We start from the raw sequence: 14366 nt of genomic DNA on the forward strand, positions 1-14366 counted from the left end.
TCGCGGCTAACCCGCGGCGTCGAGGATCTTGATAGCGAAGACGAGCGTGTCTCCCGGCAGGATTCCCGCGGAGGGCTGACCATCGGCGTAGCCGTCGGCCGACGTCATCGCGACCGCCACCGTGGATCCGACTTTCTGTCCCGCGATGGCCTTCTGGAAGCCCGGGACGACGCCGGTGAGCGGGAATTGTTCGGGGGCGCCGCGCTGGTAGCTGCTGTCGAATATCGACCCGTCACGCCCGTTGACGCCCATGTAGCAGACCGAAACCGTCGCCGTGGGTGAGACGACTGGCCCGTCACCGGCCTGCAACGTCTGCACCTGGGTCTCGGTCACGCTGAACGGCGTGCCCACCTTCACCTCTGGAGCCGACGTGTCCGTGGAACCGGTGACTGCGACATTGCCGGTGGCACCGTCCAGCGTCCATTCGGGCGTGCCGCCGGTGGGGGCCACGGTCGGGCACGTGGTGGCTGCAGCCGACGGTGCCGGTTGGGCGGGCATGTTGGACTCGACCGAATACAGGTCCGCGGGGTCAGCGGTAGACGAGGTCGCAGATGAAGCTTCGGGTTCGGAGTTCGAGCCGCACGCCGCGAGGGTGGTCACGAGCGCGGCGGCGATGCCTGCGAACGCGAGGGTGGGAGACAGACGAGTGGACTTCACGGTCGTCACGGTACAGATGTGACGCCCGGTGACGGTCGATTGGGCATTTTGCTGCGTGTTTCAGCAGAACTGGTACTCGACGGCCCAGTTTTCGCCGCTCCAGGTAGCTGCGAAGTGACCGCCGAGGTCCGGGTTGGCGTCATGCATCATTCCGGAGCCGCCCTCCGGAGTGAATCCGGGCGAATCCCAGGTGACGGATTCGAAGACAGGGGAGAGGTCGGGAGTGCAGACCGCTTGCACGGCGATATAACCGTCGGCGATCGCGAACTCCGCGCTGTCCTGGGTCTGAGCCGGGGTGTAGGGGTCCGCGCCCGCCGAAGGCGCATAAGCCGCCAGCACGACTGCCGCAGTCGACAGCACGGCGACGGCCCCGCAGTGGAATGGCTTGCGCATCACGGCTCCTTGATCTTGAACTTCTGAGAAGTATCCACGGCAATTGTGGCCAACGATGAGTTTGTCCAAAGACGGCGGTCTGCATTCAGGAGATCGACACGGGACGGAAGGTCGAACGATGGGAACGAAGCCGTCGCGCGGTGGACATCTACCGATCAACGGGCTGGACCTGTATCACGAGGTATACGGCGAGCTTGGCGGCTCCAAGCCGCCCCTGTTATTGATCCCCGGTGCGTTCATGGGGGCCGACTCGATGCCCGCCTGGGTTGAGGCGTTCGCGCGCGATCGCACGGTGATCGTGTTCGACCAACAGGGACACGGCCGGACACCGGATACGCCACGTGAGATGTCATACGGGCAATTCGCCGATGACGCCGCAGAGTTGTTGGGCGCCTTGGGAGTCCAGCGCGCGGATGTGATGGGGTATTCACAGGGCGGTGGGGTGGCGCTGCAGCTGGCGATCCGTCACCCCTCGATCGTGAACAAGTTAGTGTCGATGTCGGCGACCTTCCGCAAGGAGGGTTGGTATCCGGCGGTGTTCGAATCCATTGCGGGACTGACTGCTGACGACTTCGCGGGCACACCCGTCGAGGCGGCGTTCAAGGCACACACGCCGGATGCCAAGGCGTACGAGACCTACCTCGCGAAGATGAAGGTCCTGAACATCGACGACCAGCAGGTCACCGACGAGGAGATGCGCGCGATCTCGGCGAAGACGATGGTCATCGTCGGCGACGCGGATGGTGTGATGCTCGAGCACGCGCTGGCGATGTTCAGGCTGCGCGGTGGAGGCGACGAAGAGGCCGCGGCAACAGGCGTGTTGCAGAAGGTCCCCGACGCGCGCCTGGTGGTCCTGCCGGCGATGTCGCACATCGGCGTGTCGGGTGAGGCTGAGCTGTTGGTCCCGATGATCAGTGCATTTCTCGACGACGCCCCACCGAGGACGCCGGTGCTCTTCTAGCGCCTGATGATCGAGGTTGTTCCTCCCGCGCAATGACTATCGTCGTGCAGATGTGGGCGGCTGCGGCGGGTATCGGGCAGTCGGACTGCGAGCGCGTCGTGCACGCCACGTGGGCCCAGCCGGTTCTCGCGGTCACCAGCCTGGCCTACGTTGTCGTGGGTCTGGCAGTGCTGGCATCGGCGGTGCGAGCCAGGGGAGCACTGGCAGCGGCCGCCGGAGTGGTGCTCGTGGCCGTGGGTGCTGGCAGCGTCATCTATCACGGCCCTCAGCCGCCATGGGCGGGCACTGCGCACGACTGGCCGATCATCGCGATGGCGATGGTGTATGTTGCCGGTTTGGCGTTCACGGTTCGACGTGAGTGGCGAGTGTGGTTGGCGGCGGCTGCCATCCTCGCGATCGCTCTAATCGCCTACGTCGCAGGTCGTTCCGGCTCGCCGCTGTGCCGGCCCGACAGCCCGTGGCAGTTTCACGGCGCCTGGCATGTCCTATCCGCGGCCGCTGCAGGCTTGGCCGCTATGGCGATGGCTCGGCATGTGGTTCTGGCGCGCCGTGAATCCGCTCGGGAGGATGCGGCGGGTGGTCAATAGTCCCAGCTGGCGGGTACGCAGCGGAAGACGTCGCCGTGGGTCGCCACATGGCAGACCGATGGGAACGGCAGGTGGGTGGCCACCATCGCCTCTCCCTTCGCGGCCAGCTCCCGCAACAGCTCGATCCGGACACGGGCGGACTCCACAGGATCGTGTTCGAATCCGTTGTGCCACTCGGGATTGTCAAATCCGGGCGCGAACACGGAGTCGCCGGCAAATGTCAGCGCATCGCCACCGGACGCGAGGCGCACGATGCTATGGCCGGGGGTGTGGCCTCCATTGCGGGCGACGAGCACGCCCGGCGCGATCTCGTACTCCGTCTCGAACGTCTTGATCTGGCCTCGGTATTCGGTCAGGAATCGCGAGGCGATCTGTCGGAGCGCACCCGGCACCGGCGCCGGCATGTCGGTGCGGGAGAAATCGGGCGCCTCCCAGAACTCGGCCTCACGGGTCGCCACGTGAACCCGCAGATCGGAGCGCAGCCGCTCTTTCAGTCCTACGGTGAGGAGCCCGCCCACGTGGTCCATGTGAAGGTGGGTGAGCACCACGTCGGTCACGGCCGACGGATCGATGCCTGCGGCCTGCAGTCGGTGGACCGTCTTCCCGGCCCGAGGGAAGTCGGGGAACTCCACGCCAAGGCCCGCGTCGACGAGGATGGTCCGGCCGCCGCTGCGCACGACGACCACGTTCAGCGGCCAGTCGAGCACATCCTGGGGCAGGAACTGGCCGTCGAGCCAGTTCCCGTACTCGGTCGGGTCGGCGTTCGTCGCCATTGTCCTGGCCGTGATGGGTAGCACGCCATCGCTGATCACCAACACCTCGATGTCGCCGACCTGTACGGCGTACCGCGACGGAACGAGTTCGTCGAGGCCGGTGCTGCCGAGTGAAATGCTGTCCACGCTCATGAGTTCTCCTTGGGCTGACCTGCGAAATGACCTGTCATTCCCCGGGAACGCCCTCGGGCGTCGGAATTCATCCACCCCGCTTGGGCTTTTCCGCTGCGTCCGAGTCAACTCGGCCGGCCGGGCGGTCTGGGAGGCGCTGCCGCATTGCCGCAACCAACGCCGGCAACTGCTGGCAAACCAAAGATGTGGTAGCTGCGAACTATCGCCGGCTTCGTGTATCCGCCTGGCAGCCGCCCGCATTACGGGGTCCACAGAAACCCAGAAGCTCGCATATGCGTTGCTGGGGGGAGTCGAGCGGGTGCGCTTGCCAGGCTGTCTGGGGGATGGCCGTGCACCGGAGGATTGCGGGACGATACGCTGGCGTCATCCAGTCCGACCACCCTCCACTCTCCACCGTGCTCTTAGCCGCGATGCCGATCGCCGCTCGGGCAGCAAGCTTTTGTCGGAAGGTCGATTCAGGTCTGGGGGTGGGGGATGGCCTCGCGGTCTAAGCGTTGGTTGAAGCAGCCTGATCAATACGACTGGCTCAGTGCCTATCTGAATGAGCGTGGGCTGCAGGTGCTGTGGCGCCGCGCGACGTTCGGCTTCACCGTGACCACAGCCGCGCTGCCCATCGTCATGCTGTGGAGTCCGTTCGGGCCGGACAATCCCGCGCGGGCCGCGCTCGCTGTCGCAGCGGCAGCGGTCGCTATCGCCGGTGGACTCCTCTGGCTGCTTCGTTGGCCTACGCGGCGGCAGTCCGTGATCTTTTCGACGATGGCTACGGTGGCCATTGCGGCCACCTGCTTTACGTTTTCCAATCCGTACCCTGCGCTGGGTGCGTGCGCGACCTTCGCCGTCATCGGCGGTTTTGCCGCCTACTTCCACACGATTGGCCTCGTCGTCGCAAACCTTGCCGTGGCCGCGGTGTGCTCGACGATCATGGCCTTCCGACTCATCACCACCACCGGTGACGTCGCGCTGACGATTGCCACACTGGTCACGGTCGCGTCGCTCAATATCGGCGTGCCGTTTGGAATCCTGTCGTTGGTGCACACGTTTCGCTCCGATCTGCGGGGCTCGGATCGTGATCCGCTCACCGGGCTCCTGAATCGGCGTTCGTTCCACAACTCGGTCTACGAACTCATGATGCTTCATCAGAGTCCTGCGGGGATTTACGTAGTGATGGCGATGATCGACCTGGATAACTTCAAGCAACTGAACGACACTCGAGGCCACGCCGCGGGGGATCAGGCGCTGGTCAGCGTTGGCGCGGCGCTTCGCGAGAACTGCCGCGCCACTGCGGTGATCGGCAGGGTGGGTGGCGAAGAGTTCGTGGTCGCCGACATCGATACCGCTCCGAACCCCGCCAAACTGGCCGAGGGGTTAAGGCAGGCCATCGCCAGAATTCCTTTTCCGGTGACAGCAAGTATCGGTACGGCGGCCGCCCCGCTCGACACGGACTCGGCCAGCGCCAACCTCCAACTCATCAACGATCTGATCCGCACGTCTGACACGGCGATGTACGAGGCCAAGCGCGCGGGTGGCAATCGGGTGTGTCACTATCCGACGCTGCTGCCCGCAGCGGGAAGTTGAGCCCGCCCTACGCGACGTGTGGGATCGGGCAGTTTTGGGCAGTGTGGAGGTATGAGCAACAACCAGAAGGTCACCGTCGAAAGAACCATCGCGGCACCCGTCGAGGCTATTTTCGACGTCCTTTCCAATCCTGAGCGGCACCCGGCGCTCGATGGTTCGGGGTTTGTGCGCAGTGTGGACCACGCCGATCGGATACAGAAAGTCGGCGAGGTGTTCACGATGAACATGCAGGGCGACCACATGGGCGGCGAGTACAAGACCGACAATCACGTGTCCGGCTACGTGAAAGACAAGCTGCTGGCATGGAAGACGGCGCCCGCCGGAACCGAGCCTCCCGGGTGGGAGTGGCTGTGGGAATTGGAGCCGCAGGGGCCCGGGGAGACGCTGGTTCGCCATACCTACGACTGGTCGAAGGTCACCGACAAGGAGCTTCTGAAGAAGGTGAAGTTCCCGCTGGTCACCGAGGACCAGCTGACGGATACGCTCGCTCGACTCGCTGAGATGTCGTCCTGATGGCGTAATAGAACTCTCCGCGCTGCGTCACGCCCACGACATGGCGCACAAACACCGACATACCGTTGTCGCGACTGTGTCCGAGGCTGATCCCATGAATGAGAACGCGGACATGGTGCATACCAACTGGGCCGCAGCGGATGCAGCACTAGCGGTGTGGTTAGAGATGTGGAACACGGACAGCGAGATCGCCCGCCGGATCTGCAGCGAGGATTTCCGCATTCACTTCTTGAACTCCGACACCGACGGGTCGAACCCGGGCGACGACGTGCTGGGTGCGGAGAGTTTCGCTCGATTCCTGGACACGTATCGCGAGCTACATCCGGATGTGGTGTTCACGGAGGTCGCGCGGGCCGTGGACGGCGCGCACGGACGGATGCTGTGGAACGTGCGAGAAGGGGAGGTCGCTGCGGGCGGGGTCGATGTCTTCGACTTCACCGAGGATGGGCTGATCCGCGAAGTGTGGTCGGTGGGAGGGACTCGCGCGCACCTCACCTGAGAGCGGGGGAGACTCATATTCATGCGGAGAGCCGAGCGGTTGTACGCGCTGGTCGATCTGCTTCGGGGATCACGTCGGCCATTGTCGGCCGCCCGGCTCTCGGAGGAGTTCGAGGTTTCGAAGCGCACGATTGAGCGCGACATCCAGTCGCTCCAACTCGCGGGGGTCCCGATCTATGCCGACTACGGGGTGTCGGGCGGGTATTCGATTTTGCGGGAACATTCGCTGCCGCCGCTGAATCTCACGGTGCCGGAGTCGCTGGCGGTGCTGGCTGGGCTTGGCTTGCTGGAGAACTCGCCGTATGGCGCGGCGGCGCGTCGGGCGCGGGCCAAGGTTCTCGCGATCAGCCGCGAGGATCAGCTCGTGCCAGTGGATGAGGCCTTGGCGTCGATGTTCGTCATCGACGCCCAGCCGCCGTCCGAGGCGGCGATCTCGCTGATTCCCGAGGCGATCGCCGCGCGCAGGGTCATACGGCTGGACTACACCTCCGAGGACGGCCAGACCCATACCACCCGTGACGTGGAGGCGATGGGTCTGCTGCGCGGAGGTGATTCGTGGATGTTCGTGGGATGGTGTCGGCTGCGTGAAGGCATCCGCGGATTTCACCTCGACCGCATCCGGCACCTGGAGATCACCGCAGAGGTGTTTCCCGAACGCGATCCAGCGGTGCTGGACGCGGACCTGTCGCGGTGGCGGACGCGACGGCTCGGGTGATGGTCGTGGTTATCCGTTGTCCCGCCACGCGAGTATCTGCTTGAGAGACGCGATGTCGTAACCGTTGTCGGCCGTGAGTTCGGTCTGGAACAAAGTGACTCCTGCCTCGCGGAAGGCATCGGCGCTGTCAGCGTTCTCCCACAGCGTCGAGCGCTCGATATCGGCGCCGTTGCGCCCGAATGCCGCTGCGAGTTCGTCGACGCGGTCGCTGAGCCTGCGGAACGCGTCCAGCTCCTGGAACGCGTGCCAGATATCGGCGTGCCGGGCCACGGCGGGCAGCGAGCGTTTGGGCCCGGTGCCGCCGATGAGGATGGGGACCTTACGCGTAGGTGGCGGAATCAGTGCAGCGAGCCGGTTCTCGATGCGAATCAGGCTCTCGTCGAACAGATCGAAACGGGAGCCGAAGGTCCCGAACTCGTAACCGTAGGTGGTGTAGTCCTTTTCGTACCAACCCGCGCCGAGGCCCAGGATGAGTCGGCCTCCGCCGATGTGGTCGACGGTTCGGGCCATGTCGGCGAGCAGGTCCGCGTTGCGGTAGCCGACGCCGGTGACGAGGAGTCCGATCTCGGCGTGTGAGGTGATCTCGCCCCACGACGCGAGCGCGGTCCAGCCCTCGAAGTTGGAGACGTCGGGCTGCTCGTCGAACAGGACGGGCTTCCCGTCGACGAGGGCCTTCATCGCCGGGCGGTGGAAGTGGTCGTAGCCGAAGATCACGTCGACACCGAGGTCGTCGGCCGCCAGGACGGCGTCGCGCCATGTGCGGTAGTCGGGCGCGCCGCCGGGCTGGATCTGCACGGCGACGCGAACGGGACGGGTCATGGATGCTCCTGAGTCGGGAGTGGGCGACTCTTGAGCCAAGTCATCGAGTCCGGGGTTTATTCCTGACGCAGTGTCACTCTGAGGGCGCCGTCATGGATATATGTGCGCAACGACGCTGTCAGAGTGACATTGCGACCGACTCAGCCAGGATGGCCCGCGCTGCGCGCTCGGCGATCAACATGACCGGCGCGTTGGTGTTGCCGGACGTGATCGTGGGCATCGCCGAAGCGTCAGCCACTCGAAGGCCGGCGACGCCGTACACGCGGCAGTCGGTGTCTAGCACTGCCTCGGACGACCGCGGAAGGCCCCGTGCGTCAAAGGATCCCATCGCGCAGGTACCCACCGGATGGAAGATGGTCGTGCCGAGTTCACCGGCCGCCGCCTGCAGGTCCTCGTCGCTCACCAGTTGCGGGCCGGGAAGCAATTCTTCTGGGCGATAGCGGGCAAGGGACGGCGCCGCCATGATCTGTCGGGTCATCCGGAGGCCGCATACGGCAGCTTGACGATCGGCGTCGGTGGACAGGTAGTTGCACGAGATCTTGGGGTAGGTCAGCGGATCTGCACTGGCTATGCGGACATGGCCACGCGAGCTGGGGCGCAGATTGCAGACTGAGGGAGTGATCGCTCCGAACGGGTGCAGAGGTTCGCCGAACTTGGCCAACGACAGGGGCTGCACATGCCACTCCAGATCGGGACTGGCAAGCGCGGGTTCGCTTTTGGCGAAAGCTCCCAGCGTGGAAGGCGGCATCGTCATGGGCCCTGAGCGCAGCGCCAAGTACTGAAGTCCCATACCGGCACGGGTGATCCAATTGCGGTACAGCGTGTTGACGGTGCGGGCGCCCCGGACCCGGTAGATCGTCCGAAGCTGGAGATGGTCCTGGAGGTTTTCGCCCACACCCGGCAGGTCGACAGCCACAGGTATTTGATGCTGGGTAAGCAGCCCGGCCGGGCCCAGACCAGATGCCTGCATAAGCTGTGGCGACCCGATAGCTCCGGCGCTCAAGATCACCTCTCGGCGCGCCTGAACGTCGATGATGTGGCCGTCTTTGAGCAGCCGCACGCCGGTCGCGCGGCGCTGAGCTGTGGTCCAGGCACCGCGACGTTGATGGTCGAGGACTCGACCGTCCGTCAGCAGCTTCAAGGCCTGGGTGTGGGTGTAGATGGTGAGATTCGGTCGATGCGCGACGGGATGCAGGAACGCGTCGGCCATCGACCAGCGACGGCCGCGCTTTTGGTTGACGTGAAAATACGCGCTTCCGGAGTTGTCACCGCGGTTGAACTCGTCGATCGGGGAGATGCCCAACTCGGCAGCGGCCGCCTGCCAGGCGTCCAGGATCTTCCAGCGCACCCGGGGCCGCTCGACGCGAATCTCACCACCGGCGCCGTGCCACTCGTCGGAGCCGCCGAAGTAGTCCTCCAGCTCCCGGTAGATCGCCAGCGTCTCGCCAGCACCGTTCGAGCCACCCCAGCGCCAACGGTCGTCACCGGTCGCCCGCGCCCACAGGTCGTAATCAGAGGCTTGGCCGCGCATGTGGATCATCGCGTTGATCGACGAGCTGCCGCCGATCACGCGGCCGCGCGCGTAGTGAATGCTGCGCCCGGCCAACCCCGGGTCGGCCTCCGTCGTGAAGCACCAGTCGGTGCGGGGGTTGGCGATCGTGTACAGGTAGCCCACGGGCACCTTGATCCAGAACCAGTCGTCCGTACCGCCGGCCTCGATCAAGAGCACCCGGTGGTCGGGATCGGCGCTGAGCCGGTTCGCCAGCAGGCAGCCCGCACTGCCTGCTCCCACGATGATGAAATCGAATTCGGCTGGGCTGACGACGGGATTCACCTTCCTCCATGAGTCGATACGGCATTCGACGATCGCACACGGGGGACGACTAAGTCGACAGAGCTGTTGGAATACAGACGCGAAGAGCCCACTTGGAAGGGAGAAGTGATCTCCCTCAACCCGAGAGCAGAAAGGGCGCAAGTGGTAATCAGCCAACTCGCAACGCGGGTCGCCGTCTTCCTCTCCAGTCGGGCAGGTGCCAACCTCACGGGCACCGTCGTTCCCGTCGACGGTGGGATCGCCACGACCGCGTGAACAGTCGATACGAACTCCCGGAGTATTAACTTTGACGTTCTCCAAAGTCGCTGCACCACTGTGCTATTCAGGAGTTTTGCTACGGTCGTCGGTAGGCGTTGAGGGCGCGATTCGCCGAGCGCGAAACCGACGACGGCGTCGCTGGTCGCGCGTTACGGTGAGTGCATGATCGTGGTCCAAGAGGTCGAGTACGACGTCGACGGACTGACGATGATCGCCCACCTGGCTCACCCCGATGGCGAGGGGCCGTGGCCGGCTGTGCTGATCGGTCACGACGGAGTCGGTCTCGAGCACTATCAACGTCGCCGCGCCGACATCCTCGCCGAGCGGGGATACGTCGCGCTCGCGTTGGACTACCACGCCGGCAGAACGTATTTCGGTCAACCGCAGGCGATGTTGGACCGGGTCATGCCGCTGCTGGCCGACCCCGCCCGCATGCACGCGATAGGTCGTGCGGGGCTCGACGCCCTCCTCGCCGTTCCTGGCGTCGACACGACGCGTCTCGCGGCGCTCGGATACGGCGCCGGCGGGCGCATCGTTCTCGAACTCGCCAGAACGGGCACGCCGTTCGTCGCGGTCGCCGTCGTCCACCCGGCCTTGCCGGCCGCCTGCGCCGACGACTGGACCGACGTCGGCGCGACGTTTCTGTTGTGCACGGGTTCCGAGGATCCGCTGTGCACCCCCGAGCAGCTGACGTCATTCGCATCCGCGTTGCAGGAGGCCGGAAGGGACTGGTACGTCCACGTTTATGGTGGCGCTCAACACGCCTTCTGGGCCGATCCGATGTCGTCGGCCGATGAGGGCACCCCGGACCACCCGGTGGCCACGGTCCCAGGAGTAGGGCATCACGCCGCCCATGAGCGACGGGCGTGGCGGGCGGTGCTGGATCTGTTCGATGACGCGATACGCCAACCCGACGGCAGTTGAGTCGGGTCCTGATTGAACCTGTCAATCAGGGGAGCGATCGTCCTGCTCGTTCCGACGGCGCGCCGCGTCGATGATCTCGGGCGGGGCCGGCCGCCGCAACCAGGCACGTATCCGCAACAAGCCGCCGACGATGATGCCGACGGCAAGCACCGCAACAAGAATCCACAGAGCGGTGGACATACGGCTATTGTCCGCCCGCGCCATGGTGCCGCGTTGATGCGACACTCCGCATCGTCCTCGATCTATGAACGTGGGCAGTCTCGCGCCTGAGTTCGGGAATCGTGCCGGGGGACACGGGGTTGGTCAGATCATGTCGAAAATGACCAGCACGGAACGCGAGACTTACCTGGCCGATCTGCACGTTGGTGTCGTTGCCGTCGAACGCCCTGATCGCGCACCGCTGTCTGTACCGATCTGGTATGCCTTCGAGCCCGGCGGCGAGGTTCTCGTCTCCAGCTTGGCGGGGTCGCTCAAAGCTCGACTCATCACCGCTGCCGGCCGCTTCTCCATCACTGCTCAAGATGAGACCTATCCATACCGCTACGTCACTGCCGAAGGGTCAGTGACCTCGATCGAGACAGCCGACGACGCGACCATGAGAGCGATCGCCGTTCGCTATCTCGGCGAGGAGGGGGGCAACGCGTTCACAGAGTCGTTCGCCAGGGAAAATCCTGACGCTGAGTCGCTTTTGTTCCGGATGCGACCCGAGCGCTGGCTCAGCGTCGACTACTCCAAAGAGTCCTAATTGCGGTTTGGCTCGTTTGTGGTGATGGGTTGTCCGGTCTAAATGATGTCGTGAATGTTCACAGAGGTTGTCGGTTGTCCTTTTACGGCCCCTCATACCGGTCGTGTTGCGCTGGACGAAGATAACGCCTGGCACCCACCGTCGCAGAGGCAAATCGCCCTTGGGGGCGAACACATGAACGAGGCACCCCCTGCGTCCCTGATTCATCAGATGAAAACGTCGTAGTTTACTGGTGACCCGCCATATTCGATTCGGCCGTATTCCTGGCCGGCCAAGCACCGAACGCCGCTAAAGGCAATGGGTGGAAGGGTTTTGCAACGCAGCTGAAATGACGAGAAGGCGCGGAGGTCGGCAAGAGGCCGGGCGGATTGCCGCCCGGGTCCAAGTGTCAGCTGCCAGGTGAATGGGACCACTTTAGGGCTGGTTTTGCCATGAGCATGGGACCACCTGTTTGTCATTGATGGGACCACCTGGCTGGCTGGTTTGCCAGTTATGGGACCACCCCGGCGTGGCGTGGGTTCTTCCGGTTGTTGGGCCGCTGTATTGGCCCAATGAGCTACCGGGAGGTATCGGTGATCGAGATTGTGGAGATGCTGCGGCTGTGGCTGCAGGGGTTGGGGTTGCGGGAGGTGGCCCGGCTCTCGGGGACTGACCGCAAAACCGTTCGCAGGTACGTCGACCGTGCACGGGCCTGCGGGCTCGACCGCGACGGCGGAGACGGTCAGCTCACTGATGAGTTGATCGCGGCGGTGATTGCCGGGGTGCGCCCGCACCGGCCGGCCGGCAAGAGCCTGGCATGGGAAACCATCGCCGCCGAGCATGACCAGATCAAGACGTGGCTCAAAGACGGGCTCACGTTGACCAAGATCCACACCTTGTTGGGGCGCCGGGGTGTGGTGGTGTCGTATCGGACGTTGCACCGTTATGCCACAACGGAATTGGATTTCGGTCGGCGCCAGGCCACGGTGCCGGTGGCCGACTGCGAACCGGGCGCGGAGGTGCAGGTCGACTTCGGGCGGCTCGGCATGCTCACCGACATCAGCGATGGCCGCCGTCGGGTGGTGCACGGGTTGATCTTCACCGCGGTGTACTCGCGGCACATGTTCGTCTGGCCCACCTACCGCCAGAATTTGGCTGATGTGATCGCCGGGTTCGAAGCGGCGTGGGCGTTCTTCGGCGGAGTGTTCGCCGTGGTGATCCCCGACAACATGAAAGCCATCGTCACCACCGCGCACGCGACCGAGCCCCGGCTCAACGACTCCTTCCGTGAGTACGCCCAGTCGCGTGGGTTCGCGATCGATCCGGCGCGGGTCCGCAGCCCGAAGGATAAGCCGCGGGTGGAACGCATGGTGTCCTATGTGCGGTCGAATTTCTTTGCCGGAGAGCACTTCCGGGATCTCGATGATTGCCGCAACCGCGCCCAGCTGTGGTGTTCGGACATCGCGGGGATGCGTATTCACGGCACCACCCGGCTGCGCCCGGTGCAGGTGTTTTCCGCCGATGAGTTGCCCGCGCTCAAGCCCGTGCCTGAGACGGTGTTCGACGTTCCGGTCTGGACGCATCCGAAGGTGGCTCCCGACCGCCACGTGCAGATCGCCAAGGCCCTCTACAGCGTGCCCGGGGAGCTGGTCGGCAAGCGCATCGACGCCCGTGCCGATGCGCACTCGGTCAAGCTGTACTGGCGTGGTGAGCTGATCAAGGTGCATCCGGCCGTGGCCCCAGGCCGCCGACACACTGATCCGGCCGACCTTCCCGCCGAGGTGTCGGTCTATGCCATGCGGGATCTAAACGCCCTGCAGCGCAAAGCTGCCGCCCACGGAACCCATGTCGGCGTCTACGCCGCCGCGGTGTTGGAGCATCCGCTGCCGTGGACCAAGATGCGTCAGGTCTACCGGCTGCTGGGGCTGGTGCGCCGCCACGGCGCCGCGCACGTAGACGACGCGTGCCGCCGCGCCCTGGACGCCGAGGTGATCGACGTCGGGCTCATCGAGCGGATCTGCACCCGCGGCGGCGGTGAACAACTACCCCTGATACCCAAACCGCCCGGCGCGGCGTCGCGGTTCGTCCGCGACGGCTCGGATTTCGCGGTGCGCAGGCCCTCATGAGCACCCAACGTCCCGATGCCGCGCCGGCGGTCAAACCGATCGAAGTCTCCGCCGAACTCAAAGCCCTGATGCGCCGCCTCAAACTCGGCCAGCTGCTCGACACGCTGCCCGAGCGGTTGGCGCTGGCCCGCACCAACCGGCTGCCCCACCACGACTTCCTGGAATTGTTGTTCGCCGATGAGGTCACCCGCCGTGACCGCGAATCCGCGGCGCGTCGCGCCAAGGCCGCCCACCTGGACCCGGCGATGCAGTTGCACGCCTGGGACGACTCGGCTGCCGTGGCGTTCGATCAACAGTTGTGGGCCGAGCTGACCTCACTGCGATTCCTCGCCGATGCCTACAACGTCCTCGTCATGGGACCGGTCGGAGTCGGAAAGACGTTCCTGGCCAACGCCTTAGGCCACATCGCGGTACGCAAACACCACAGCGTGCACACCGAACGCGCCGACAAACTGTTCAAACGCCTACGCGGGGCACGCCTGGACGGCAGCTACGAAGACGAGATGCGCAAACTGCACCGCGTCGAACTACTGATCATCGACGACCTCGCACTGCACCGCCTGGAGGCCACCGAGACCACCGACTTCTACGAGATCATCGTCGAACGCCACCGCGCCGCATCAACCGTCATCACCAGCAACCGCGAACCACCCGAGATCCTGACCATGATGGCCGACCCACTGCTGGCCCAATCGGCGATGGACCGACTGCAATCAGCAGCCTACGAACTCGTCGTCGAAGGCGAGTCCTACCGGCAACGCCAGAAACCAGGGACGCGAAAGCCGGCCCCTCCGACTTCGTCGGATTGACCGGCAACCACACCTTCGGCCACTATCAACACACGGCCTACAACCGGAACAACCCGGTCCCATGCTCA

Annotated in this window: 16 protein-coding genes and 1 pseudogene; 11 read left to right on the plus strand and 6 right to left on the minus strand. The window is 64.8% G+C overall.

Translation table 11 applies throughout. The annotated features are described in order from the left end of the window. Positions 1-6 precede the first annotated feature (6 nt). Together G6N36_RS04640 and G6N36_RS04645 are read right to left on the minus strand one after the other, a co-directional pair. Positions 7-657 carry an FKBP-type peptidyl-prolyl cis-trans isomerase gene (locus G6N36_RS04640; RefSeq protein WP_372512228.1) on the minus strand — a complete coding sequence of 217 codons (651 nt, stop codon included), beginning with the start codon at positions 655-657 and terminating at the stop codon, positions 7-9. Between the two features lie 60 nt (positions 658-717). Further along, a complete protein-coding gene (locus G6N36_RS04645; protein WP_163685342.1) occupies positions 718-1050 on the minus strand; it encodes a hypothetical protein in 333 nt (110 codons plus the stop codon). A gap of 118 nt (positions 1051-1168) precedes the next feature. Here G6N36_RS04645 and G6N36_RS04650 point away from each other — a divergent pair, with 118 nt between their 5' ends. Both G6N36_RS04650 and G6N36_RS04655 read left to right on the plus strand, forming a co-directional pair. Further along, positions 1169-2011 (plus strand): alpha/beta fold hydrolase, encoded by an 843-nt coding sequence (locus tag G6N36_RS04650; RefSeq protein ID WP_163685343.1) that lies wholly within the window; start codon positions 1169-1171, stop codon positions 2009-2011. A 32-nt stretch (positions 2012-2043) separates the two neighbouring features. Further along, a complete protein-coding gene (locus G6N36_RS04655) occupies positions 2044-2598 on the plus strand; it encodes a hypothetical protein (RefSeq protein ID WP_163685345.1) in 555 nt (184 codons plus the stop codon). Here the strand turns inward: G6N36_RS04655 and G6N36_RS04660 are convergent. Beyond that, positions 2592-3503, minus strand: a complete 912-nt coding sequence (locus tag G6N36_RS04660) for an MBL fold metallo-hydrolase (RefSeq protein WP_163685347.1) — start codon at positions 3501-3503, stop codon at positions 2592-2594. The two genes, G6N36_RS04655 and G6N36_RS04660, sit on opposite strands and share 7 nt — an antisense overlap. A gap of 498 nt (positions 3504-4001) precedes the next feature. Here G6N36_RS04660 and G6N36_RS04665 point away from each other — a divergent pair, with 498 nt between their 5' ends. The 4 genes from G6N36_RS04665 to G6N36_RS04680 all read left to right on the plus strand — a co-directional run bounded on the left by G6N36_RS04665 (position 4002) and on the right by G6N36_RS04680 (position 6804). Then, positions 4002-5078, plus strand: a complete 1077-nt coding sequence (locus G6N36_RS04665) for a GGDEF domain-containing protein (protein WP_308205907.1) — start codon at positions 4002-4004, stop codon at positions 5076-5078. Between the two features lie 51 nt (positions 5079-5129). Beyond that, the gene (locus G6N36_RS04670; protein WP_163685351.1) at positions 5130-5591 is read left to right on the plus strand and encodes an SRPBCC family protein; all 462 of its coding nucleotides are present in this window, start codon (positions 5130-5132) and stop codon (positions 5589-5591) included. Positions 5592-5685: 94 nt separating this feature from the next. Beyond that, positions 5686-6090: a nuclear transport factor 2 family protein gene (locus G6N36_RS04675; protein ID WP_163685353.1), complete on the plus strand. Its 405-nt coding sequence runs from the start codon at positions 5686-5688 to the stop codon at positions 6088-6090. Positions 6091-6111: 21 nt separating this feature from the next. Next, on the plus strand, positions 6112-6804 hold the full coding sequence (locus G6N36_RS04680) for a helix-turn-helix transcriptional regulator (RefSeq protein ID WP_163685355.1): 693 nt from the start codon (positions 6112-6114) through the stop codon (positions 6802-6804). Between the two features lie 9 nt (positions 6805-6813). Here the strand turns inward: G6N36_RS04680 and G6N36_RS04685 are convergent, their stop codons facing one another. Continuing rightward, positions 6814-7623: an LLM class F420-dependent oxidoreductase gene (locus G6N36_RS04685; RefSeq protein ID WP_163685357.1), complete on the minus strand. Its 810-nt coding sequence runs from the start codon at positions 7621-7623 to the stop codon at positions 6814-6816. A gap of 118 nt (positions 7624-7741) precedes the next feature. After that, positions 7742-9457, minus strand: coding sequence for a GMC family oxidoreductase (locus tag G6N36_RS04690; RefSeq protein WP_163685358.1), 1716 nt, complete (start codon positions 9455-9457; stop codon positions 7742-7744). Between the two features lie 171 nt (positions 9458-9628). Between G6N36_RS04690 and G6N36_RS29745 the strand changes: the two are divergent. Both G6N36_RS29745 and G6N36_RS04700 read left to right on the plus strand, forming a co-directional pair. Further along, positions 9629-9712: pseudogene (locus G6N36_RS29745) on the plus strand (3-oxoacyl-ACP reductase); the annotation flags it as partial. Between the two features lie 165 nt (positions 9713-9877). Beyond that, complete coding sequence (locus tag G6N36_RS04700; RefSeq protein WP_163685360.1) at positions 9878-10639, plus strand: dienelactone hydrolase family protein; 762 nt, start codon at positions 9878-9880, stop codon at positions 10637-10639. A 21-nt stretch (positions 10640-10660) separates the two neighbouring features. On the opposite strand, the gene G6N36_RS29370 is transcribed toward G6N36_RS04700, so the two are convergent. After that, positions 10661-10819 (minus strand): hypothetical protein, encoded by a 159-nt coding sequence (locus G6N36_RS29370; RefSeq protein WP_170311106.1) that lies wholly within the window; start codon positions 10817-10819, stop codon positions 10661-10663. A 130-nt stretch (positions 10820-10949) separates the two neighbouring features. On the opposite strand from G6N36_RS29370, the gene G6N36_RS04705 reads away from it, so the two are divergent. From G6N36_RS04705 to G6N36_RS04715, 3 genes are all read left to right on the plus strand, one after another. Further along, positions 10950-11384, plus strand: a complete 435-nt coding sequence (locus tag G6N36_RS04705; protein WP_179964714.1) for a pyridoxamine 5'-phosphate oxidase family protein — start codon at positions 10950-10952, stop codon at positions 11382-11384. Between the two features lie 551 nt (positions 11385-11935). Then, positions 11936-13489 (plus strand): IS21 family transposase, encoded by a 1554-nt coding sequence (gene istA / locus G6N36_RS04710; protein ID WP_163685364.1) that lies wholly within the window; start codon positions 11936-11938, stop codon positions 13487-13489. Beyond that, complete coding sequence (locus tag G6N36_RS04715) at positions 13486-14298, plus strand: ATP-binding protein (protein ID WP_163685366.1); 813 nt, start codon at positions 13486-13488, stop codon at positions 14296-14298. Before istA ends, G6N36_RS04715 begins: the two co-directional genes overlap by 4 nt. Positions 14299-14366 lie beyond the last annotated feature (68 nt).

The organism is Mycolicibacterium gadium (assembly GCF_010728925.1).
Taxonomy (GTDB): Bacteria; Actinomycetota; Actinomycetes; order Mycobacteriales; family Mycobacteriaceae; genus Mycobacterium; species Mycobacterium gadium.